Raw genomic sequence first — 23,700 nt, 5'->3', positions numbered from 1 at the left:
CGAATGATAATATCATGGGATTTATTAGATAACAATTGCAGAGATTGACCCAATAATTACTTTGAGTAATACTTAAAATAAGCACGAATAGAAAACTATATCGGCATAATTTGATACCAAAGAGGAGACAAAACATGGGAACAGTAACGATGACGCAGGTGGTCCGTTTCATCGCCGCCGCGGTGACAGCATGCGTGATGAGCCCGGTGATGGCGCAAATTTCCGATAACGTTATCCGGATTGGCCTGATCACGGATATGTCGGGGGTGTTTTCAGACATTTCGGGCAAGGGCCACGTGGAAGCCATCAAAATGGCCATCGCTGACTTTGGTGGACAGCTCGATGGCAAGAAAATTGAATTGATCGTTAGCGATCATCAGAATAAGGCCGATATTGCTGCGGTCAAGGCGCGCGAGTGGCTTGACCGGGGAGGTGTCGACATATTGATGTCGGGTGCCAGCTCGGCAGCTGATCTTGCCATTGCAAAAGTCGCTAACGAAAAGAAGAAACCGTTCATCGTCATCGCTACCGGCACGGCACGATTGACCAACGAAGACTGTAATCCCTATACTATTCATTACGGCTACGACACCGTCGCCATGGCCCGGGCTACGGGTTCAGCAGTGGTCAAGCAGGGCGGCAAAACCTGGTATTTTCTGACGGCAGACTATGCGTTCGGCCAGTCGCTGGAGGCGGATACCACCAAGGTCATCAAGCAGGCAGGTGGCACAGTGGTGGGGAGTATTCGGCATCCGCTGAACACGTCGGATTTCTCGTCTTTCATCATGCAGGCGCAGGCGTCTAAAGCACAGATTCTTGGTCTGGCGAATGCCACGACCGACACGATTAACGCGATCAAGGCGGCCAATGATTTTGGACTGAATAAAACCATGAAGCTTGCTGGCATGGTCATGTTCGTCACCGATATTCATTCCCTCGGTCTGGGGCTGACTCAAGGCATGTATCTGAGTGACAACTGGTACTGGGATCAGGATGAAGCTTCACGCAAGTGGTCACGACGTTATTTTGAAGTGATGAAGAAAATGCCGACGGGTAATCAGGCCGCGGGCTATTCTGCCACCATGCATTACCTCGCAGCGGTCAAGCAGGCGGGTACCGACGACGGTGACAGGGTTATCGCGCAAATGAAGAAAAATCCTATCAATGACATGTACCTGAAACATGCGACCATCCGGCCTGATGGTCGCGTGATGTATGACATGTTCCTCATGCAGGTCAAGACACCGGGCGAATCCAAATATCCCTGGGATTACCTCAGAGTCGTCGAGCGTGTGCCAGCGGAGCAAGCTTTTACCAGCAAGTCGGAATCGAAGTGCGCGATCTGGAAATAGGGGTAACCGGCTACCTGGCATCGCCCCCATGCGCTGCTTGCCGACACACCCTGTTTCTATCTAAATCGGGCTGAAGTTGAGGGTACGCATGACCGAAGCACCCGTCGTATGGATGGAAGAGGGGGCAACCTGCCCATCAGGCATCATGCGTACTTCCGCCATACCAGCAGTACGTAATCACTATAGGATGTCCGACATGATGATTCTTTACCATTGCATGAGTGCTCGTTCCTTCCGTCCTTTATGGATGCTCGAAGAACTGGGTCTGCCATACGAGTTGAAAATGCTGCCGTTTCCACCACGCGTTACGCTCAGGAGCTATCTTGAGGTCAACCCACTGGGTACGGTGCCAACACTACTGGACGGGGATGCGCGAATGACTGAGTCAGCCGCGATCTGTCAATATCTGGCGTCACGGGTACCAGGCACCTTACTCGATGTGGCGCCTCATGAAGTCGGCTACGCGGCTTATCTGAATTATCTGCATTTTGGCGAAGCGACGCTAACGTTTCCCCAGACGCTGATCCTGCGCTATACCCATTTTGAAACAGGTGATCGTCAGGCGCTCCATGTCGCTGAAGATTATACAAAGTGGTTTTTGTCACGGCTGCGCAGCCTCGAGAGTGTACTTGCGCGCAGCGATTACCTGACCGCAGGCCGATTTACTGCGGCCGATGTCTCGGTGGGATACGCGCTCCTTCTGGCACAGCATCTTGGCCTGACAGACCGCTTTACGCCCGCCGTATTAGCCTATTGGCATCGCCTGCGCGAACGCGAAGGCTTCCGGCGCGCGATAGATTCCCAGGAACGGGCGGCTTTGGCGCAGGGGATTTCTACCGTGCCGGCACCGGACGTCCGTGCTTCCGTTTGATTTCCAGGCGTTGAATAAAATGGAGATGGGCAAGAAGTGAATCAAACCGGAGGTTGCCGTTCTACGAATCGCCATGCGACAAAGAATGGGCGTTGGCTCGGATCTTAATGGCGCGGCCGGAGACAGTCTTGCGCGCATATCACGCGCACGAATGTCCGTTCACTGCTTAATGCGGGACTCCGAAAACACTAAAAATACTTAGCTGCTAACCGGTCGACGTCTATCTGCCAGCGCAGCCACTCTCGTTGATTCGATTGTTCCATTTAGGGATATTGTTAAAAAACGGAACAGTCGTGGTCGTAAATGGAACAGTCGCAGCCGTATTATTTAAGTTGATTCAGACTCGCGTATTTCGCTGTAACGGCGTGCGACCTTATGTTTCTTGCTGTTGGCAAACATATTGCTTCAAGCTGAATGCATTTCTAAAAAATATAGGGAGACACAATGTATCAATCCACTATCCTGCCGGGGACGCAGCGACGGCCGCTGGCTGCTGCTGCTTTGCAACTGACGTTGAGTCTTGGCGCTGCAGTATCGTTGTCGGCCGAGGCGCAAAACCAAGCCACAACCACTGAATTGCCAACGGTCCAGGTGGTCGGCGCTACGCCATTGCCCGGCATTGGCCAGCCGCTCAATGAAATTGCAGCACCGGTGCAAACCGCCACCAGCAAGGATATCGAGCGTAGTGGGGTGCTGGATCTTGCCGATTTCATGAATCGCCGCCTCGGCAGTGTGTATGTCAATGAAATGCAGGGCAATCCATTTCAGATGGATGTCAGCTATCGCGGTTATACCGCTTCGCCTTTGCTGGGGACGCAGCAAGGACTATCGGTGTATGTCGATGGCGTGCGCATGAATCAGCCGTTCGGCGACGTGGTCAGTTGGGATTTGATTCCGCGTACGGCGATTTCTTCGATGAGCCTGATGCCCGGTTCCAATCCATTGTTTGGCCTGAATACGCTCGGGGGGGCGTTATCGGTACAAACCAAGGATGGACGCGCTAATCCCGGTACTTCACTGCAAACCACGCTGGGCAGCAATTCCCGCCGCGCGGTCGAATTTGAACATGGCGGTTCTAACGATGCGCTGGATTGGTATGTCACTGGCAACCTGTTTAAGGAGGATGGCTGGCGTAATGATTCGCCGTCCGATGCACGCCAGATTTTTGGCAAGCTGGGCTGGCATAATGCCAACACCACACTGAAACTGAGCATGGCCCATGCCGACAATGATATGACAGGCAACGGCTTGCAGGAACAGACGTTTCTGGCACGCGACCGCGCCAGTGTCTATACCAAACCGGATCAAACGCAAAACCGTTCGACCATGTTTAATCTGGCGGCTACCCATAGCGTCAATGACAATCTGATGTTGTCGGGTAATGTGTATTACCGCGACATCCATACCTCAACGCTGAACGGCGATATCAATGAAGGCGCGCTGGATCAGTCGCTCTACCAACTCAGCGCGGCTGAACGTACGGCGCTGACGAAAGCTGGCTATACCGGCTTTCCGACCGGGACCATGAATGCCGCCAATACACCGTTTCCTTACTGGCGTTGTATTGCGCAGGGCGTGCTCAACGATGAGCCCGGCGAGAAATGTACAGGCCTGATCAATCGTACTGAAACTACGCAACAGAACTACGGTATTTCGGCGCAGGCGAACTGGCTTGGCGATGTGTTGGGCCAACGCAATCAACTGGTCGTCGGTGGCGCGTATGACGGCAGTCGCGTCAACTTCAAACAATCCTCGCAACTGGGTTACATCAATCCCGACCGCAGTGTCACCGGCATCAATTCGTATGGCGATGGCATCACCGGCGGTAATGTCGATGGCGTGCCTTTCGACACCCGGGTCAATTTGTCGGGGCGGATCGCAACCTGGAGCGCATTCGCCAGCGACACCATGACTTTTGCCGAGAAATGGCATCTGACCTTGTCTGGCCGCTACAACACCACGTCGATCAAAAACAGCGATCAGATTCATTCCGATGGCGATCCGGCTTCACTCAGCGGCAATCATCGGTACGCGCGTTTTAATCCGGCCATTGGCCTGACTTACAGCCCGATTCCCAATCTCAATCTGTATGGCGGTTACAGCGAAAGCAGCCGGGCACCGACGGCGATTGAACTCGGTTGTGCCAACCCGGATCAACCGTGTAAATTGCCGAATGCCATGGCTAGCGATCCGCCGCTCAATCAGGTGGTGACGCGCACCATCGAAGCCGGTGTTCGGGGTTCTATCGGCAAAACGCTGCAATGGAATGCCGGAGTGTTTAGTGCGCGCAATAAGGATGACATTTTGTTTGTGGCCGACAATCAATCCGGTTACGGTTATTTCAAGAATTTCGGCCAGACCAAACGCCAGGGTATTGAACTGGGTTTGAACAAAAAGCTCGGAAATCTGGATATCGGCGGCCAATATACCTTCCTCGATGCGACGTACCAAAGTGCCGAAACTGTCAACGGCACTGGCAACAGCAGCAACACGCTGGCGCAGGCTGGCAGTCCGGGGCAGGAAGGCAATATCAATATCAAGCCCGGCGACAAGATCCCGCTGATCCCGCGTCAGATGCTCAAACTGTTTGCTGATTATGCATTTTCGCCAGCACTGACAATGAGCGCCGGTATGGTAGCAGTGGCCGGTTCGTTGGCACGTGGTAATGAAAACGGCCAGCACCAGCCGGATGGCAAGTATTATCTCGGTCCGGGACGCAGCGCCGGTTATGCGATCTTCAATCTGGGTGGCGCTTACCGTGTGACGCCGCAATTGCAGATCATGGCGCAGGTCAATAATGTGTTCGACTCGCGCTACGATACGGCGGCTCAGTTGGGACCGACGGGTTTCGATGCTAACGGTAATGTTAGTGCGCGGCCGTTCGGCGGTTCCAATGCGGCTGGTTATGCGGTGCGTCAATCCACTTTCTTCGCACCGGGTGCGCCCCGGCTGTTTTGGATTGCCCTGCGTTACGACTTCGACAAGCTGAACTAAAGCGGGAGAAAATGGCGGCGACTGTTCTAAATTGCAGTCGTCGCCTGTAAAGTCTTTGCACCGACACCACGCGAAGCAGGTTGTACCGCTAACAAAAAAAACGGGCCAGCATGGCCCGTTTTTTTCGATGTTTTACGCGAAGACGTCTATTTTCCTTTAGCCATCGCTTCCATCATGCGCACCGTCAGGTATAAGCGCGGCACCACGCTGTCCAGATCGGCCCATTCATCCGATGAGTGAATGCGGTCGCCAACGATGCCCATGCCATCCAGCACTATCGGCTTGCCGGTCTTGGGGTTATAGGCGAAACCAGCGTCGGTGCCGTAGCGCATGGAGACTGGCGTGATCGACTTGCCGAGTTCCTTATAAATACTATCAGCAGTGGCTGCCAGATGATCGCTGTCGGCGTTCTTGCTAAACGGTGGACGGCGATTTTCTACCTTAACGCGGACTTCAGTTTCGGGGATCAGCTTCTTCAAGACGATCTTGTCGGCATCGGCCTGCACGCGCTGGATTTCGCTAACGTCGGACATACGCATGTCAGCGGTGGCGCTGGCTTTTTCAGGAATGATATTGACGCGGTCACCGGCCTGAATCACGGTCCAGTTGACGGTCGTTCCCTTGGCCGTGCTGCCCAAATCTTTTAGCTGGATAATCTGATTGGACAATTCGACGGCGGCGTTGCGACCGGCTTCCGGTGCCGAGCCAGCGTGCGATGCGCGACCCTTGACGTCAAGATGGACGTAAGCGATGCCGTTGGTGGCAACCGTTACTACGTCAGCTTCAGGAGGTTCAAACACTAATACATAGTCTTGTTCGGACGACAGTTTGGTGATCATGTCACGTGAGCCGAGCGAGCTTTTTTCTTCGTCGGGATTGAATAGCACGGTCAGCGTTTTGTAGTTCTTGAAGCCGCGTTCGCGTGCAATATCCAGTGCATAGACGATCAGCAGCGCACCGCCCTTGGCATCGGCCACACCCGGACCGTAGGCCTTATTACCAGTGATCTTGAAGGGGCGTTTGGCCGCTTCGCCGATACCAAATACGGTATCGTAATGGATCATCAGCATGATGTTCTTGGTGCCAGTGCCTTGCAGTTTACCGATCACCATCTTGCCCGCAGCCGGTGGTGCGGAGACGATCTCGACACTGGCACCAACGTCCTTCAGGCGCTGAGCCAGCACGGCTTCAACTTGCATCAACCCCTTGGCATCGTCGGTGCCAGAATCGATGTTGACCAGCGTCGCCAGGTCCTTGACCAAGACCTCCTTGCGCTTTTGCGCGGCCTCTAGCAAGGCACGGTCAGGCTGGACAGTCTGTGCAAAGGAAATGGCGGAAGTGGTGCAGCACAAGGCGACAACCAGCGATATCAGGTTTTTTTTCTTCATGAGTCTCTCGTGGAATTATTGATTAAAGAGGGCAGGTCGATGACCGTGCCACGGACTATAGCAGCAAATGACGGCCGAAAATACTGTGCTGAGAGCCATCGTCGGAGCGCTGCTTAATGACTAAGCAGAATCTGTCGCCCCGGCTCGGTTAAGGAAATCTAGTGCGCGCGAAATGAATGCAGCACCAGAATGAAAAAATCACTGAAGGACTTTGTCATTTGGCTTTTCAAATATTTGCGTTTGGTGAGGTGACGCAAATCGATTTAGCAGCTGAATGCCTAGGTCTTAATGATGCAATAACTCAGATGCATGATGGTGGCGGCGTGCTGACCTCTATATAAACGTCACATCAAATTAAACCAATTTCAGGTCACTTAATGCAGCAAAGGTTTTGGCGGAAACCTTGCAAGGATTTCTTCGAAGTTTGACAGTTGACTGAACACCTTACTGATGACTGGGACCTCTTCTTCTGATGCCACTGAGATAGCGTGCTCTTTGTATTGCTGGATACGTTCGAGAATCATGGCCGACTGTTTTTGCGAAAGATTAGTGCACATAACTTGAAGTAGCACCTCCATAGCAATGACCTTTTCACAGAAAATAGGAAGGTCTAAGTCGGAAGTTTTGGTCATGGAATCCCTTTGTAGATTGTTGTGTGAGAACTGCAATCGTAACGCACTGGCAACTCGGGCCGCGTTTCATGCCTGCTCGGAGAGAATCGACGGCTTTATTTTGCCTAAATTAACGGATTAATATGCGTCAAATTATGAGGGGCCAATTTGAAGAGAAATTGAGCTGATCGATGACGCGCTGCACAACGAGCGAGTATTTCGGACCCCCACCAATTTCATTGGCTTGCTTGTACGGTAATACGTTAAAGTAAAGGCAATAAATAGTAGAAATATTTTTCAATATGTTAATACTGCTTGATCGTCTAACGCCGGAGGTATGGCTTTAGAAGATAAATTGGATTTGTAGAATAAATTGGACATTTTTGCGAACTTTTCTAGTTTGCAAAAAAAAATAAAACGGCAGTTGGGCGTCTTTACACCGGCGGCGCTTACTCCTGCTGGGAGCGCGCCGGGGTGCTCGGACAAACCGTAGCAACCGGCTTGCCCTTTTTTGCATTCAGGCTTCTAAACCAGATCCCTCTTTTTCAGGGACGCCAAGCTATAAACGCTATTGATCGCGCAGGCAATTCGCTTGCTACGCGTGGGTTGCACAAAACGCTAATTGTGTTAATGATGCACCGACGGCTTTTGCTGCCGCGAGGAAGTCTGTGAAGGCTTGTACGCAGCCTCTGCTGCTGCCGTATTGTTATATTGCTGGAATCGCGCTATTTTTTTATCTCTAATCGTAAACACATGCACCCAAGGGTTTTCATACCGCTGACCGGTAGCCTTCACTAACCATATCGCTTGCCCAGTCACAACCACCTTGTCATCTTCAGCAATAAACACTTGCGGCTCGAACTGAATAGCTTCTTGCGCTTGCTCCATTGTCATGAAAAACTGTTCTACCTGCTTCTTACCTTTGTATGTGCCTAAGAACGGTATATATTCAGATTCGGTTCCGATCCATTCGATATCATCTGTATATAACGTCAGTAATCCTTTGATATCCTTGTTTTTGAACATTTGGTATCCCTGCATGACCAATTGCTTGTTTTCTTGGCTGCTCATCGCACTCTCCTTTACAGTGAGCAACGAACTGCTGCCGGACAAAAGTCCTGCGCGTTTCAGGACGTTGCATAATAGGTTTTAGTGCGCGTGGCGATCCAAGTCAATCTCAATTCAAGGCTGTGAGCAAAGCCATCAGTACGTCGATTTTGTGGTGTAAGTTGTTCGATAATTTAGTTAAATGCAACAGAGGCAGCGCTGGCCGTTTGAAGAGTGAAGTTTCTCGGCAAAGACGGTTTGCGATTAATAAAAAACAATACAAATTATCAGGAGCAGAACATGTCAGAGTTGGAAAAATTTATGACTGCACGCGATTTCCTTTTTCAGCATCGAGAAGACTATGCAACGGCGGTACGTGATTTTGTCTGGCCGGAGCTGACGCGCTTTAACTGGGCTGTCGACTACTTCGATCATATGGCGATAAACAATTCAGCGACTGCGTTATGGATAGTCGACGAAGACGAGCACGAAGAGAAACTTTCGTTTCAGGAAATGTCACAGCGGTCAAATCAGATTGCTAACTTCTTTTTACAGCAGGGATTCCGGGCTGGGGACTGTGCGTTGATGGTGCTGGGCAACGTGGTGCCGCTATGGGAAATCATGCTGGCCTGCATGAAAATTGGCGTTACTTTAATTCCGGCAACGCCGCTGCTGACCGCGCGCGATTTGCAGGAGCGGATTGTGCGTGGCGGGATTCGCCATGTAATTATCAGTCAGGCAGAAAGCACAAAATTCGATAGTGTGACTGGCGATTTCAGTCGGATTGCGGTGGGATTTTCTCAGGCGGGTTGGACGCAGTATGAGGACGGTTATCAATGTTCCGCCAGTTTGTCTGAGACGTTTCATCAATCCGATGCCCCGCTGCTGCGATACTTTACTTCCGGCACCGCTAGTCTGCCGAAATTGGTCGAACATTCCCATGCCAGCTATCCGGTCGGCCATTTGTCGACGATGTATTGGATTGGTTTGCGTCCCGGCGATATTCACCTAAATATCAGTTCGCCGGGTTGGGCAAAACATGCCTGGAGTTGTGTGTTTGCACCGTGGAATGCTGGCGCTGCGGTGTTTATTCGCAATCAAGTGCGCTTTGATGCGGCTGATATTCTGGCGACCTTGGTCAAATATAAAGTCACTACGCTGTGTGCACCGCCGACTGTGTGGCGCATGTTGATCCAGCACGATTTGGCGAGTTATCCGGTGAGTTTGCGCGAGATTGTCGGCGCAGGCGAGCCGCTGAATCCAGAGGTTATCTCGAAAGTGCAAACAGCGTGGAACATCACGATTCGCGATGGGTATGGTCAGACCGAAACCACCGCGCAGATAGGCAATACGCCGGGGCAAATGGTCAAGACTGGATCGGTCGGCCGACCTTTGCCGGGCTATCAGATCGCATTGCTGGATACTGATGGACGTCTGGCCGAGCAGGGTGAAATTGCGATCGTGCTAAATCCGCGTCCACTGGGTTTGATGACCGGTTATACGGATGATCCCGCGCGCACGGCAGAGGCAATGACCGATGGGCATTAGCGCACCGGGGATATTGCTAGCCTTGATAGCGATGGTTATTTGACTTTTGTGGGGCGTGCCGATGACGTGTTTAAGGCGTCGGACTATCGCATCAGTCCGTTTGAGCTGGAAAGTATTTTGCTAGAGCATCCCGACGTATTGGAGGCGGCAGTGGTGCCCAGCCCCGATCAGGAGCGGCTGGCCGTGCCGAAGGCTTTTGTGACCTTGCGCGATGGCGTGGCACCGAGTGCGGCGTTGGCGCAGGCGATTCTCGGTTATGCCCGTGACAATTTGGCCCCTTATAAGCGCGTGCGGCGGATTGAGTTTAAGGCGCTGCCTAAAACACTATCGGGAAAAATTCGTCGCGCTGAACTGAAGCATCTTGAGGAGGGGCGCGATTTGACGCAACGGCATGCGGATGAGTATTGGGAGGATGATTTTAAAAAGAGTACTTCCTGATCGCAAGCGGTATGCATCGATGTCAGCAGCATTGCTTGCGGTGTTGCTGACAACTAAATAGATACAAATCCGCGCCTAGGCGATGTTCGCTTCAGCAAGTAACCAATGCTGGAAGGAGATAAGACCGGGGATCGTCGCCTTGCGATGTGGATAAACAAAGTAATAAGCGCCATCAACCTGTTTTTCTGACGGGAAAAGTTTGATTAACGAGCGGCGCTTCAATTCGTCGCTGACGAACATCTCTGGCAGCAAGGCGACGCCGATGCCTGCCTTTGCTGCTTCAGCTGCCATAGAAAACAATTCAAAACGTGGTCCGGGAATATCGGTAGTTATCGCGATGTCATGGTTTTCAAACCAGTGAGGCCATGCGTAGGGTCGGGATGTTGAATGAATCAACGTGAAATTGGCAATGTCTTGCGGGCGTTTTGGACGTTTATTGCGCTTGATGAAATCGGGACTGCATACAACGACCTGGCGTTCTTCAGCGATTAAATGATGTTCGCAGTGCGGCCATAAGTCAGGCTGTCCGAACACAATGCCTGCGTCTTGTCCGCTGCCGGTGAATTCGAATCGATCAATTTGGATTGAGAGATTGATGGTGAGATCGGGATAAGCATCCTTTAATCTCGGTAATCGTGGCATCAGCCATTTGGTTGCAAAGGTGGGAATGACGGACAAATTCAGCACGCCGCCGCCGTGCCGCGATGCCAATACCTCTAGCATGACGCCTTCTAGCTCGTCCAGACAGCGGGGAAGGCGCGCCCATAATAGTTCTGCCGCAATGGTGCGGTTTAAGCCGAAAGAATGGCGTTCGAACAGGGGTTGCTGGAAGAAATCTTCCAATGCCAGCATTTTTTTACTTACCGCACTTTGCGTCAGCGATAACTCGATGGCTGCAGCGCTGATGCTTTGCAGCCGATAAACTACTTCGAACGCAATCAGAGCCGACAAAGAGGGGAAGTTACGTCTCATAAAGTGGGTGGTGAGTCTAGAAATAATGATCTTACTGCTTTCTCTATCGATATGGCATTCCAAAATGGAATATCGTTTGAAAAAAATGTCGCTTGTCGCGATTTTTGACGCTATTGATAATCGTTGTTATCTCCTTCTTAACAGCTCCTTGGCGAGTCAATACTTCAATCAAATGAAAACACATAGCGTGCATCATATCGATCCTCACACCAGCATTCTTGAGCGGCTGCTGACTGCTTGCGTAGGGCATAGCGAGAGCGTGCGTCTCATGCGTTTAATGGTTATACCGGCCCAAATAAGCGGTATTGCCGATGGCGCGAGCGTGCCGGGTGAGGTTTCTCGCTCTCACATTGCTTTTGCGATGAACATGTTGTTGTTCCTGGATTTGATTAAACGGGTTCCGGAGGGCAATGCTTATGTAGAAGATGTTGCGCGCAACGATGGGAAGGTTTTTTTTGATCATGGAGCGGTGCGTACTGTCCTTATTTCAGCCTTGGGAGCGCTGCCTGCTGGTGAGATCGCTCTAACACGGGTGTTAAAACCGCTGGGTTATTGTCTTAATGATATCTATCCACTTCCACGGATAAAGATGACCGGACGCGCTTATTTTCATGAGGATATGCGCGAAGAAATGCCGCAGTTCTTTGTCAGCGAATTGCATGTGGATCAGTTTTCGACAGAATTTCAGGCGGCCGCCGCGCGCGTGTTAGAAAGTTCGATTGATCCACTCGGCTCCGATGATCTGGCGCTGTTGAAAAAACTTGAACAAGCACATTCTTTGTCGTTTGATGAGGCTGTCGCTCTATTGCCAGCCCTGTTGCGGTGTTTTTCACGGCAGCACGGGGTGCCTTCGCTTCCGGACTATGAAATTCTGCTGAAAGAATCGCAAGAAATGGCCTGGATTGCGACCGAAGGCAATGCATTCAATCATGTGACTGATCGGGTGCCGGATGTATTTGCGCTGGCGGAGGAGCAACGCGCTCTGGGGCGCTCAATCAAAGCCAAAGTCGAGGTCAGCGCCCGTGGCACCGTGCGTCAAACGGCATTTCGCGCCGCTGAAGTCGAGCGTGTATTCGCGACAGAAAAAGGCTGCATCGTGCGACGCGTACCGGGTTCATTCTATGAGTTTATTTCGCGTGACCGGATTGATCGGGATGGCGAGTCTAACGTGCTGGAATTAGGGTTTGATAGTGGTAACGCGACGGCAATTTTTCAAATGACTGCGGCTGATCAGGCCGCCTGCTAGGGAAATTGGATGAATCACGATTTATTGCGCACTTTGCAGTCGGTACTAGGACCAATCGGCATATTGGAGGATTCGCAAGACTGTGCACCGTTTGTGGAAGGCGCTCGTTATGGCATCGGGCAGGCGCAAGCGGTGCTGCAACCGCGCAGCGTGGAACAAGCGATAGCGACACTCGCTGCGCTTCATCAATATGGCGCATCTTTTGTTTTGCAAGGTGCGAACACAGGGCTGGTCGCTGGCTCGACGCCGGATGAGGGTGGTAAACAGTTCGTACTGAGTCTGAATCGGCTAAAAGAGCCAGTTTTAATCGATCCGATTGAGCGTACAGCCACCGTTACAGCGGGTGTGCGTCTGTCAGAACTCAATGAGGCGGCCGAAAAACATGGCCTGTTTTTTCCTATCGATTTGGGTGCTGATCCAAGTATCGGCGGCATGATTGCGACCAATACTGGCGGTGCCCGCCTGATTAAGTATGGCGATGTGCGTGCTAACTTATGTTCGGTGGATGCCTGGTTGCCGATTGGTGGGGCCATGCCACTTACTTTTGGGACGCCACTAAGAAAAAATAATACCGGCGTCGAGTTGAAGCATTTGTTATGCGGAACCGGCGGCGCATTGGGCGTGGTGTTGCGTGCGACCGTGCGCTTGCATCCACTTCCGGCACAACGGGCAACAGCCCTTGTCGTGCCAACTTCCGCCGCATCATTGATGTCTTTGCTTGCTGCGCTGGAACGTGATTTCCCAGAGTTTACGGCATCGGTTGAAGGGATGTCTCAGGCAGCGATGGAAGCGGTATTCCGCCATATCCCCTCAGTACGGAATCCATTTTCTGACGGCATCGTTCCGTCATACGTTGTATTGGTGGAGCTGGTGTCCAGCCTATCGCATGCCACGCTGTCTTTAACGACTTTGCTGGAAGAATGGCTAGGCGAAATGCTGGAAAACGAAGTAATTGAGGATGCAATTTTTGGTGATGAAGAGGCGTTGTGGCGCATACGGCATGGCATTAGCGATGCACTGCGGCACGAAGGCAAAGTCATTGCGTTTGACGTCAGTCTGCCACGTCGATATTTTGCAGATTTTCGCGCATGGGGCCATGCCTGGCTGGCGCAACATTATCCAAGTGTTCGCGTGTGTGATTTTGGGCATGTCGCGGATGGCGGATTGCACTATAACCTGGTAGCACCTAAAACCGGACCCGGTGCGCTTACAGCCGAAGCCATTGCTATTTTGCGGTCGGCGATTCTTGATAAGGTCGTTCAAGAATTTTCTGGAAGCTATAGCGCGGAGCATGGCATCGGTCCCTATAACCGCCTTTTCTATGAAAAATATACGCCACACGGAGTTCGGCAAATCACGGGCGCAATCGAACGCATATTGATGCCGGGCATTCATTGCGGCAATGTGCACTTCGATTAATGAAAGGATTTGAATGTCAAAAGATTACTTAATGCCGTCGTATAACCGGGCACCGCTTTCTTTCACGCATGGAGACGGCATCTATCTCTACGGCGATGATGGTAGACAATACTTTGACTTTACAACGGGTATTGGCGTGAATAGCCTCGGCCATGGTCATCCGCACGTGAGCGCGGCTTTGACCGAGCAAGCAAAAAAACTATGGCACGTCTCCAACCAATATCGCATTCCTCAGCAGGAACGTTTGGCTGAGCGGTTATGCGAAGCTACTTTTGCCGATCGGGTATTTTTTTCTAATACCGGTGCAGAAGCTGTTGAATGTGCATTAAAACTGACGCGCCGCTATTTCGACGTGACAGTTAAGCCGGAGCGCTGGCGCACAATTGTCTTTGATGGAGCGTTTCATGGACGCACGTTGGCGACCATCGCGGCCGGTGGTGGAGAGAAATATATGGATGGGTTCGCCCCGCACATTGATGGGTTTGACCGTGCCATTTTTGGTGATCTTGCGTCGGTGCGGAAACTTATTCGAGACGACACGGCAGCCATTTTATTGGAGCCAGTGCAAGGTGAGGGCGGGGTACGCGCGGCAAGCGACGACTTTCTTCAAGGCTTAAGAAAATTAGCCGACGAGTTCGGTTTGTTGCTGATTTTAGACGAGGTGCAATCGGGAAATGGTCGCACTGGTCAACTATATTGCTATCAATGGGCCAATATACAGCCTGATATTCTGGCGACCGCGAAAGGTCTTGGCGCAGGGTTTCCGGTTGCTGCTTGCCTGGCGACTGAGCGGGTCTCGCTCGGGTTTGTGGCTGGCAGCCATGGCACAACATTTGGTGGCAATCCTTTGGCAATGGCAGTTGGGAACGCGGTACTGGATGTATTGCTTGCGCCTGATTTTTTGCCTTCTGTTCAAAGCGTCTCGGAGTATTTGCGTAAGTGTCTGGTTGGGTTAGCGCATAAATATCCAACGGTACTCGGTCCCGCGCTGCGCGGGCGCGGAATGATGATCGGCGTCCCTGCGATTGTTCCAAATACGCTTGTTGCAGAGGCATTGCGACATCACAATGTTCTGGTCGTGACGGCACGTGACAATATGGTGCGGTTACTGCCCCCGTTGATCCTGAGCATGGCGCAAGTCGATGAAGCAACCATCGCGATGGATGCGGGGTGCGCTAGTTTATTGTCATAAAAACTCGGCGTCAGCGTTTGTAAAATAGCTAAAATTCCCATGCATTTTAGTGAAAATAATGAACATCTCTCGTTGGCGCATCTCTAATCAATTCCACAATAAAAGCTGATCTTCAGCAAGGATGGCAGTGATGAAAAAGTCGCTCGTCTTGTTGTTTTTTAGGGTGATGGCTTTGGGATTGTTGCCGGGTTTGGTTCAAGCCCAATGGGGTGGGGATTATTTGGGCACGACAACGATAGATAGCGGAAATAACGATATCGTTGTTCAATCGTTTCGGACTTCAGTGCCTGCGGTATCCATTCAAAATCGATCTGACAAGCCGCTACGCTGTTCAGCCAATTTTAGCAACGGCGCGCAGTTTTCTGAAACGCGTAGCACTACTATTGCGCCTGGGAAAAGGGCTGCGCTTGCTTATGGTGTTCGCTATATTACTAGCCGGGTGGACATTCAGGTGGCATGCTCGGAACGGTTACATGGGTAGAGAAATTTTGCTGTCTAGCAATTTTTTCTTAACTATCAAAAGTCTGCTAAATCCATCTGAGCTACTTTGCATTGGACTTGTCTCATCCATAAGAAAATTGTTATCCCCTTGTGACGCATCTTATCAACGGCGGCTTGCTTTTGAGCCGCTGGCTGCGCTCTCTCTCCCATGAGTAAGTAAAACCCACGCTGCATATCCCCTTATCGGTAACTGTGTAAAAGTTGTCAATCAGACTGCTGTTGTCCGAAAGCAGCATTTTGTATCCTTAAATTAATAATTTTCTGGACAACAATATTTCTTCAAAGAAGGAATGATAGAATTCGCAAGATATAAAAGTTAATTTAAGAGATTTCTCTAAGTTAGCTTGCTTTGTTTCGCTTCGCAAGAAGGTCCCAGGAGACGGCTTCTCTCATAAATTTGCATTAATACGTTTAATTTGATGCAACTATCTCGCTAGAATCCACCCGCCTTATAGAGTACGTTGCTACAAGGAAATATTTAAAATACATAGTCCGATAATTTCGTTTATGAAAGGCTTTGCGTTGACTGTTAATAAGTGGTGATGGTTTACATAGCATTGCCCGTAGCGTTGACGCCGTAATAGCCGGTATATATTTGAAAATTGCGCTTTACTTAATTTTGTCAAAGAGTAAAGCAAAATACAATGCAAGAAGTATGTAATAAATAACAAACAGGACTGTAATGCAATATCTATCAACAGCACATTGCAAGCAATGTGCGGCTTCTGGGGTGAATGATCTTTTTGATCAATTCCTATCGCATTTGCTGGACGGCGGATCCATTCAGAAAAAAATCGATTCGATTTTGCTAATGTCATTGGACAATGATGCTCGAGGTCGCGCTATTCGAGAAGTGAGAAACAAATGATGCCGATATTAAGTATGGTCGGCGTCGGCGTCGCGGCAGCGCTGGCTAGTTTTGTAAGCAGCATAGTGATCGTGATGTCGCAAGACTGGCACGGCAAGCACTCTCTGGATCACGATTTTTCCGGCGTGCAAAAATTTCATACAACTGCGGTTCCTCGAGTCGGCGGTCTGGCCATCGCTATCGGAATCGTTTTTGCGCTTCTCTTCCTCGCCTTCGCTGATCCTGTTCTAGGTAAAACGGCGCAATTAAAAGATACGTTTAAACTTTTGCTAGCGGGTTGCCCGATTTTTATTGCGGGCACGGTTGAAGACTTGACAAAGCGCGTCTCGGTCAAGGTGCGCCTCAGCGCAAGTATTATTTCTGCATTATTGGCGAGTTGGCTATTGGGTGTCACGATTGATGGACTCGACATTTGGGGAGTGGATGCGTTATTGACGATTGCCCCCATCGCAATTGCCGTTACAGCCTTTGTAGTGGCGGGCGGAATAAATGCGATTAATATCATCGACGGTTTTCACGGCCTTGCTTCTAGCGCGGTGATTATTATGTCGGCTGCCCTTGGATTTATTGCGTGGCAATGCGGCGACACCTTCGTAACGCAGTTAGCAATATTAGTTGTTGGAGCGGCATTCGGCTTTTTATTAGTGAATTATCCAACCGGTCGTTTGTTTGTTGGAGATGGCGGTGCTTATCTTTTAGGTTTTTTGGTCTCGGAGATTGCTGTTTTGTTGCTTATACGCAACCCTTCCGTTAATGCTTGGCAGGTATTAGCCATATGCAGCTATCCGGTTACAGAAGTCTTATATAGTATTTATCGTAGAAAGATTATCCGTAAGGCAAGTGCCGGTCATCCTGACTGTCTGCATCTTCACACATTGATTTATCGTCGTCTAGTTTGCCAATTGCTTACCCATAATCATGATAAGCCATGGATCCGCAATGCATCCGTCGCTTGCTTTGTCAGTACTTGGATAGCGACAGTGTCGCTAGCTGCCGTGTGGTTCGGGAAAACGATTCCCGGTGCGGGGATGGTGGTTGCAGTGCAGGTTTTGTTCTATATGGCTGTTTATTCTCGCTTGGTGCGAGGACGCTGGGGACCGGTGCGATCATCGTCAAATCTGTCGATCGGTCCAAACGTTGAGTTGCCATGAGTCATCGGCGTCGGCATAGGAACTAAGAAGATGATGGTGTAAAATGCGTCCCCTTGAGGGGTCGATGCTTAGATGTAGCGTTTTTGGAATTGAACCTGCAATCTAAAGTCGGTCGCATAGTTGATGATGGGTGGTAGGAATTGCGTGAAGCGCTTATGCAAGTACGAATGGTACGGTGTTTGTTGTTTGTGTTGACCACCCTTTAAATTGATTTAATTAATCCGATGTAATGGCTATTATCGGTTCTCGTCTAAAGCTGTAAATAGACATCCATTTAGCCGAGATTCACAATAGGAGTTATTTAAGTAGGTGACGCTTATCTTCATTTAAATAGTTCAAATGAAGCAAGCTCTCCAGTAGCTTTAACGCGCCAAGGCCCATTGTTGTTGCGACATGGGCCATTATTATGCAGTCTTTTATGTTCTATCAGATAAAGACAAGCCGCAAACACAACGCTGGATAATTACATGCATTTTCAAATAAATGCCAAGCTCAAAAATTGGAGTTTGGTTGTTTTAATACCTTGTTTTACTGCGTGTGCTTATATGGCCCCTGGGATGCATGTAGATTCCAAGGACAAGCCGCAGTTTGAAGCATCCGGAATCACCCCCCAGATAAAAGTCATCACCCCGCAGTTATTGGAAGCGGAAAAGGAAGCACGGGCGCAGGAACCTGCGCCCGATGTCGTCCCGCTGCTCGCGCCGTTAACTCCCTATCAAATTGGTAGCGGCGATGTCGTTACGTTCGCTGTCCGGGGACAGCCGATTTTTTCCTCTGTTGCGTTGCTAGCACCAGTTGACACTGCGGGTGGTGCAGCGGCAGCCGCTAACGCTACCAACGCGGGTGCCAGTTTCACCGTTGACTACGATGGACTACTGCATATACCAGTTTTGGGCAGCATTAAAGTCAGTGGTTTGACTGAAATGCAGGCACGCAAGTTAATTAAATCGAAATTGACGCGATACGTTAAAGACCCGGATGTCTCTTTTCAGGTGCAGGGTTATCGCAGTCAGCGAGTGTATGTTGATGGCGAAGTAAAAACTCCTGGGATTCAGCCGATCAATGATATTCCGATGACGTTGGTTGAAGCCATAAGTCGGGCCGGTGGCATCACGCCAACCGGCGATCAAAGCAATATCATCGTCACCCGTAACAAAACGCCTTATGCAGTTGACCTTCCTCAACTAGTCGAAAAAGGAATCAATCCTGCCAGCATTATGCTTAGCAGCGGTGATGTCGTACAAGTTAAGTCGCGCGACGAAAGCAAAGTATTTGTTTTGGGTGAGGTGGTGCGTCCTTTGACACTTCCGATGCGCAACGGCCGTCTTACTTTGAAAGATGCTTTGGGTGAAGCTGGAGGTATTAATCCGCTCTCCTCCGATGGCAAGCAGGTCTACGTTGTACGTAATGCTACTGACGTTAGTCCAATTCTGTATCAGCTAGATGCGCGCTCGCCACTATCCTTTGCGATGGCTGAAGATTTTCAGCTTAAACCGCAGGATGTCGTCTATGTCGATGTTGGTGGCCTAGGTGCATGGAACCGTGTGATTAATCTCATCGTTCCATCTTCTGGTACCGCCCTTGGGATATACGCAGCGACAAAATGATCAATACTATTCTTGTACTCTGTCTGGGTAATATCTGTCGCAGCCCGATGGCTGAGGGCCTGTTTAAGCAGGCCCTCCCAGAGAAAAAAATCTTCTCGGCTGGCATCACTGCGATGGTCGGGCATCCTGCTGATCCGTTCACAATAGAAATTTTGCAGCAGCGCGGAATCGATATTAGCGAGCATCGTGGGCAAGGCCTCGTGAGCTGGATGGTAAGCCAAGCTGACTTGATTATGACGATGGATATCGCGCAGAAACAGTATGTCGAGCAAAAATATCCTTCTGCAAAAGGTAAAGTATTTCGCCTTGGCGAGTACGCCAATAGCGACATTGCTGACCCCTATCGCAAAGACAAGGCTGCTTTCGAGCAGTCATACACATTGATTAATGCTGGAGTGGAAGAGTGGGTCAAGCGTTTGCATAAGATCGAGCAACCAGTGAGGCCTGTAAAAAAGGCAGCGCATGAATAGGTACTTGGTAAAGACCTTTTGCAACGTGACTTACTCAGTAGTATGGATAGATAAGTTTTAGGGGCCGTTTTAGTTAGCGATTGCAAAGCGTCAAACGCACTTAAATAGCGGTGTCCGAACTAGCAGCGTCTTAATAAATGCTATTCGCCATACATTTCCATACTGGTTTTTGAATATTTTCGATTAAATCTAATGAACAAACCGATTCCGCAGCCAGTCCCGTCTGACCAAGATGATGATCAAATTGATCTTGCCACCTATCTGGACGTTCTCTACGACCATCGCTGGTTAATTATTGGCATTACGTTAGTAATCACCCTGATTGGCGTAGTAATGGCATTTACTAAAACGCCGATTTATCAGGCGAATATGGTGCTTCAGGTGGAAGATACCACTCCAAAAAGCGGTAGTGGTGATATGTCTGCGATGTTCCAGTTGAAAGCCGCTGCGCCTACGGAGATAGAGATTCTTCGCACTCGCATGGTGGTATCTCATGCAGTTGATAATCTGCAACTGAACCTTAGCGTGCAACCAAAATATTTTCCGTACATTGGCACGTGGATTGCCAGTCGTAATTCACATTTGTCACAGCCCGGTTTATTTGGGTACGGTGGTTATGCCTGGGGTACAGAAAATATTAAGGTATCGACTTTCACTGTCCCTGCAAACCTTCAGGGAGCGCAGTTCACCTTAATCGCACAAGACAATGGTCAATTTCGCCTGACGCAAGGCGAGCATAAGATTGACGTAGCAGGTCGTGTAGGAGTACCTGTCAGAATCAATACTGCCGTAGGTCCCATCGACTTAAAAGTGGAAAGTTTAGCAGCCAATGCTGGTGCAGAGTTCCTGATAATGCAACGTTCGAGACTTGCAGAGATCAAGAGTTTGCAGATGGCATTGGGATTGATAGAGGTTGGGCGCGACACCGGCATTATAAATGCCACTTTGGAAGGGGCTAATCCAGGGCGGACCGCTATTATTCTCAATGAAATCGGGCGTCAGTATCTTTTTCAAAACGTTGAGCGAAAATCGGAAGAAGCTGAAAAATCTCTTGTATTTCTGAATCAGCAACTGCCAGAGGTGAAGCGGAAGCTGGAGCTATCACAATCTAAATACACCAAGTTTCGTAATAGCAACGGTTCCATTAGTTTAAGTGACGAAGCGTCAAGTGCTTTGGAGCAGTCGGCTACAGCGCAAGCCAAGTTAATCGAAGCAACCCAGAAAAGAGCTGCTTTGTTAGTGGACAGCACGCCGGAGCATCCTTCAGTCAAGGCACTGGATAATGAAATTAGAGGTATTAAGGAGGAGATCAGCGATAGTATTGCGAAGGTGAAGACTCTTCCTTTGCTGGAACAGGATTTGCTGCGCTTAGAACTGGACGTTAAGGTTAATACAGATCTCTATACTAATTTGTTGAGCACTTCGCAACAGCTACGGTTGGTCAAGGCCGGTAAGGTTGGTAACGCCCGATTGTTGGATCCCGCCGTAACGCCGGAACTACCTATCGGCCCGAATCGTCTTTTGATTGTGGGTGCTGCATTAATCGCGGGACTATTTCTTGGCGTTGTTATCGCCTTTCTCAGAAAGACGCTATATGGCGGTGTTGATGACGCTGAAGAGATCGAACGCACTCTCGGATTAACGGTGTATGCCACTATTCCACATAGCAAAACTCAACAATCGCTGTATCAGCAGGTTCTTTCGAAATCGAAACAAATATCTGTACTTGCGCATGTTGAGCCGACAGACACCGCAGTCGAAAGCTTGCGTAGCCTGCGGACTGCCTTACAGTTCTCAATGTTGGGTTCTTCGAATAACGTCATTATGATTACCGGTGCGACACCGGGAATCGGTAAGTCTTTTATCAGTACCAATTTCGCAGCTATTTTGGCGGCGAATGGCAAGAGGGTAGTGCTAGTCGATGCCGATCTTCGCAAAGGATATCTCCATCAATATTTCGGCCTTGGAAAACAAAACGGCCTGTCCGAATTAATTGCCGGTAGCAACAGCCTGGAGAAGACACTTCATCGTGATGTCGTCCCTGACGTTGACTTTATTTCCACCGGTAATTTGCCGCCGAATGCGTCAGACCTATTGTTGCACCCTAATTTCAGCGATTTGCTGAAATCACTTGAGGCACACTACGATTACGTATTAATCGATACCCCGCCGATATTGGCAGTGTCTGACCCCCTAATCATTGCTTCGCTTGTCGGTTCAGTTTTTCTGGTGGTTCGCGCTGGCGACAGTACGACAGGAGAGATCAAGGAATCGATAAAACGCTTGAGCACGGCAACTAATGCGGTCAAGGGGGTGATTTTCAACGATGTAAAGGTAAGGCCAGGTGGATATGGCTACAACTATAAATACGGAAAATATCGTCAAGCAGAATACGCTTATGGCAAATAGAGCAAAGAGTTATAGCTACTATTGCTGTAATCAAATTTAATACGCGTTACAAAGTGAGAGATGCCGCTCTGAGTTGGACGGAGCGGCAGCGATATGTGCTTACGAGCGCATTCTCACGTTCCAATAATTTAATTTCATGCTCCGACATTGCAATGCGGCGCTATATTTCAGAATAATTTGTAAGGCCTCTTATTCAAGTAACAGTTACTTGACCACTATTCTATCGGCATCAATCAACTAACCATGACACCATCAAAAGATACCCGCATTGCAATCATCGGCCTTGGCTATGTCGGCCTGCCGCTCGCAGTAGAGTTTGGGAAAAAATATTCCACGTTAGGATTCGATATCAACCAACGCCGGGTGAACGAATTAAAAGAAGGTATTGAGACCACATTGGAAGTGGATCAAGAAGAATTGAAGTCAGCAACTCACCTGACTTATTCTACGAATCTTGAAGATTTACGCCAAGCGACTGTTTACATCATCACTGTACCGACCCCGATTGATGAACATAAACAACCCGACCTGACACCTCTGCAAAAAGCGTCGGAGACGCTAGGCAAAGTCATCAAGAAAGGTGACATTGCGGTATATGAGTCCACTGTCTATCCGGGCGCGACTGAAGAGTATTGCGTACCAGTGATCGAACGTGTTTCGGGACTTAAATTTAACGAAGATTTCTTTGTTGGCTACAGCCCAGAGCGGATTAATCCAGGTGATAAAGAACACAGATTGACCACCATCACTAAGGTCACGTCCGGCTCTACGCCAGAGACGGCTGATTTTGTAGATGCGCTGTATGGCAGCATTATTGTGGCTGGTACGCACAAAGCTTCTTCGATCAAGGTCGCAGAGGCAGCCAAGGTGATCGAAAATACCCAGCGTGATCTCAACATTGCGTTAATGAATGAGCTGGCGATCATCTTCAAAAAGATGGATATCGATACCGAAGACGTGCTGAAAGCAGCTGGAACCAAGTGGAACTTTTTACCGTTTCGCCCCGGTCTGGTCGGTGGTCATTGTATCGGCGTAGATCCCTACTACCTGACGCATAAGGCAGAGTCACTCGGTTATCACCCGCAAGTTATCTTGGCGGGACGGCGCATCAATGACAATATGGGTAGCTACGTTGTCGGCCAACTGGTCAAACAAATGCTTAAGCGCCGTATCCAGGTTGAAAACGCCAATGTTTTGGTAATGGGCCTGGCCTTTAAAGAAAATTGTCCTGATCTGCGCAACACCAAGGTTATCGACATCATCAATGAGTTGAAAGACTACAACGTAAATGTCGACGTCTACGATCCATGGGTAAGTGCAGAAGGTGCGCAGCATGAGTACGGCATCACGCCAGTTCAAACTCCAGAGCAAGGCAAGTACGACGCGGTCATCCTTGCCGTCGCACATCGCGAGTTTAAGGAAATGGGTGCCGCTGGTATGCGAACCTTCGGGAAAAAAGAACACGTGCTGTTCGACCTGAAATATGTGCTGCCAAAAGGCGACGCGGATGTCCGTTTGTAATGTAAAAATCTATTGCGAATGAGATACGGCACAGGGTTAAGCACAGCACTTATTGCTAAGGGCCTTTTAATGCTGTCTCCATTTTCAATTCGGAT

18 protein-coding genes and 1 pseudogene are annotated in these 23,700 nt (G+C 49.7%); 14 read left to right on the top strand and 5 right to left on the bottom strand.

Annotated features, from left to right (window positions below):
- Positions 1 to 134 precede the first annotated feature (134 nt).
- From C7W93_RS13195 to C7W93_RS13185, 3 genes are all read left to right on the top strand, one after another.
- Complete coding sequence (locus C7W93_RS13195; protein WP_370446453.1) at positions 135 to 1,352, top strand: ABC transporter substrate-binding protein; 1,218 nt, start codon at positions 135 to 137, stop codon at positions 1,350 to 1,352.
- Positions 1,353 to 1,548: 196 nt separating this feature from the next.
- On the top strand, positions 1,549 to 2,223 hold the full coding sequence (locus C7W93_RS13190) for a glutathione S-transferase family protein (RefSeq protein ID WP_108440685.1): 675 nt from the start codon (positions 1,549 to 1,551) through the stop codon (positions 2,221 to 2,223).
- A 444-nt stretch (positions 2,224 to 2,667) separates the two neighbouring features.
- The gene (locus tag C7W93_RS13185) at positions 2,668 to 5,217 is read left to right on the top strand and encodes a TonB-dependent receptor (protein ID WP_108440684.1); all 2,550 of its coding nucleotides are present in this window, start codon (positions 2,668 to 2,670) and stop codon (positions 5,215 to 5,217) included.
- A gap of 146 nt (positions 5,218 to 5,363) precedes the next feature.
- Here C7W93_RS13185 and C7W93_RS13180 read toward each other — a convergent pair whose 3' ends face one another.
- Complete coding sequence (locus tag C7W93_RS13180) at positions 5,364 to 6,605, bottom strand: glutamate carboxypeptidase (RefSeq protein ID WP_108440683.1); 1,242 nt, start codon at positions 6,603 to 6,605, stop codon at positions 5,364 to 5,366.
- A gap of 176 nt (positions 6,606 to 6,781) precedes the next feature.
- Here C7W93_RS13180 and C7W93_RS24625 point away from each other — a divergent pair, with 176 nt between their 5' ends.
- Positions 6,782 to 6,946: a hypothetical protein gene (locus C7W93_RS24625; RefSeq protein WP_161539932.1), complete on the top strand. Its 165-nt coding sequence runs from the start codon at positions 6,782 to 6,784 to the stop codon at positions 6,944 to 6,946.
- A 33-nt stretch (positions 6,947 to 6,979) separates the two neighbouring features.
- Here C7W93_RS24625 and C7W93_RS13175 read toward each other — a convergent pair whose 3' ends face one another.
- Positions 6,980 to 7,237 (bottom strand): hypothetical protein, encoded by a 258-nt coding sequence (locus tag C7W93_RS13175; RefSeq protein ID WP_108440682.1) that lies wholly within the window; start codon positions 7,235 to 7,237, stop codon positions 6,980 to 6,982.
- Between the two features lie 606 nt (positions 7,238 to 7,843).
- Positions 7,844 to 8,287, bottom strand: a complete 444-nt coding sequence (locus tag C7W93_RS13170) for a nuclear transport factor 2 family protein (protein WP_108440681.1) — start codon at positions 8,285 to 8,287, stop codon at positions 7,844 to 7,846.
- 276 nt (positions 8,288 to 8,563) lie between these two features.
- Between C7W93_RS13170 and C7W93_RS13165 the strand changes: the two are divergent.
- Positions 8,564 to 10,249: pseudogene (locus C7W93_RS13165) on the top strand (AMP-binding protein).
- Positions 10,250 to 10,324: 75 nt separating this feature from the next.
- Here the strand turns inward: C7W93_RS13165 and C7W93_RS13160 are convergent.
- Positions 10,325 to 11,221 (bottom strand): LysR family transcriptional regulator, encoded by an 897-nt coding sequence (locus tag C7W93_RS13160; protein WP_108440680.1) that lies wholly within the window; start codon positions 11,219 to 11,221, stop codon positions 10,325 to 10,327.
- A gap of 268 nt (positions 11,222 to 11,489) precedes the next feature.
- Between C7W93_RS13160 and C7W93_RS13155 the strand changes: the two genes are divergently transcribed.
- The 4 genes from C7W93_RS13155 to C7W93_RS13140 all read left to right on the top strand — a co-directional run bounded on the left by C7W93_RS13155 (position 11,490) and on the right by C7W93_RS13140 (position 15,559).
- Complete coding sequence (locus C7W93_RS13155; RefSeq protein WP_108442104.1) at positions 11,490 to 12,467, top strand: DUF1338 domain-containing protein; 978 nt, start codon at positions 11,490 to 11,492, stop codon at positions 12,465 to 12,467.
- Positions 12,468 to 12,476: 9 nt separating this feature from the next.
- Positions 12,477 to 13,886 carry an FAD-binding oxidoreductase gene (locus tag C7W93_RS13150; protein WP_108440679.1) on the top strand — a complete coding sequence of 470 codons (1,410 nt, stop codon included), beginning with the start codon at positions 12,477 to 12,479 and terminating at the stop codon, positions 13,884 to 13,886.
- Positions 13,887 to 13,899: 13 nt separating this feature from the next.
- Positions 13,900 to 15,078, top strand: coding sequence for an aspartate aminotransferase family protein (locus tag C7W93_RS13145; protein ID WP_108440678.1), 1,179 nt, complete (start codon positions 13,900 to 13,902; stop codon positions 15,076 to 15,078).
- Positions 15,079 to 15,208: 130 nt separating this feature from the next.
- Entirely contained in the window at positions 15,209 to 15,559 is a 351-nt protein-coding gene (locus C7W93_RS13140) for a hypothetical protein (RefSeq protein WP_108440677.1), read from the top strand.
- A gap of 896 nt (positions 15,560 to 16,455) precedes the next feature.
- Here the strand turns inward: C7W93_RS13140 and C7W93_RS25270 are convergent.
- Positions 16,456 to 16,587 (bottom strand): hypothetical protein, encoded by a 132-nt coding sequence (locus tag C7W93_RS25270; protein ID WP_255419164.1) that lies wholly within the window; start codon positions 16,585 to 16,587, stop codon positions 16,456 to 16,458.
- On the opposite strand from C7W93_RS25270, the gene C7W93_RS13130 reads away from it, so the two are divergent.
- The 5 genes from C7W93_RS13130 (at position 16,573) to tviB (ending at position 23,605) form a co-directional block, all read left to right on the top strand.
- On the top strand, positions 16,573 to 17,598 hold the full coding sequence (locus C7W93_RS13130; RefSeq protein ID WP_161539931.1) for a glycosyltransferase: 1,026 nt from the start codon (positions 16,573 to 16,575) through the stop codon (positions 17,596 to 17,598). The two genes, C7W93_RS25270 and C7W93_RS13130, sit on opposite strands and share 15 nt — an antisense overlap.
- Before the next feature lie 557 nt (positions 17,599 to 18,155).
- On the top strand, positions 18,156 to 19,205 hold the full coding sequence (locus tag C7W93_RS13125; protein WP_108442103.1) for a polysaccharide biosynthesis/export family protein: 1,050 nt from the start codon (positions 18,156 to 18,158) through the stop codon (positions 19,203 to 19,205).
- Positions 19,202 to 19,675: a low molecular weight protein-tyrosine-phosphatase gene (locus C7W93_RS13120; protein WP_108440674.1), complete on the top strand. Its 474-nt coding sequence runs from the start codon at positions 19,202 to 19,204 to the stop codon at positions 19,673 to 19,675. Before C7W93_RS13125 ends, C7W93_RS13120 begins: the two co-directional genes overlap by 4 nt.
- A gap of 192 nt (positions 19,676 to 19,867) precedes the next feature.
- Positions 19,868 to 22,084: a polysaccharide biosynthesis tyrosine autokinase gene (locus C7W93_RS13115; protein WP_108440673.1), complete on the top strand. Its 2,217-nt coding sequence runs from the start codon at positions 19,868 to 19,870 to the stop codon at positions 22,082 to 22,084.
- A gap of 243 nt (positions 22,085 to 22,327) precedes the next feature.
- Positions 22,328 to 23,605, top strand: a complete 1,278-nt coding sequence (gene tviB, locus C7W93_RS13110; RefSeq protein WP_108440672.1) for a Vi polysaccharide biosynthesis UDP-N-acetylglucosamine C-6 dehydrogenase TviB — start codon at positions 22,328 to 22,330, stop codon at positions 23,603 to 23,605.
- Positions 23,606 to 23,700 lie beyond the last annotated feature (95 nt).

Source organism: Glaciimonas sp. PCH181, assembly GCF_003056055.1.
Taxonomy (GTDB): domain Bacteria; phylum Pseudomonadota; class Gammaproteobacteria; order Burkholderiales; family Burkholderiaceae_D; genus Glaciimonas.
Note: the sequence above shows the minus strand (reverse complement) of the source record. Positions and strands in the feature narration are given on the sequence as shown.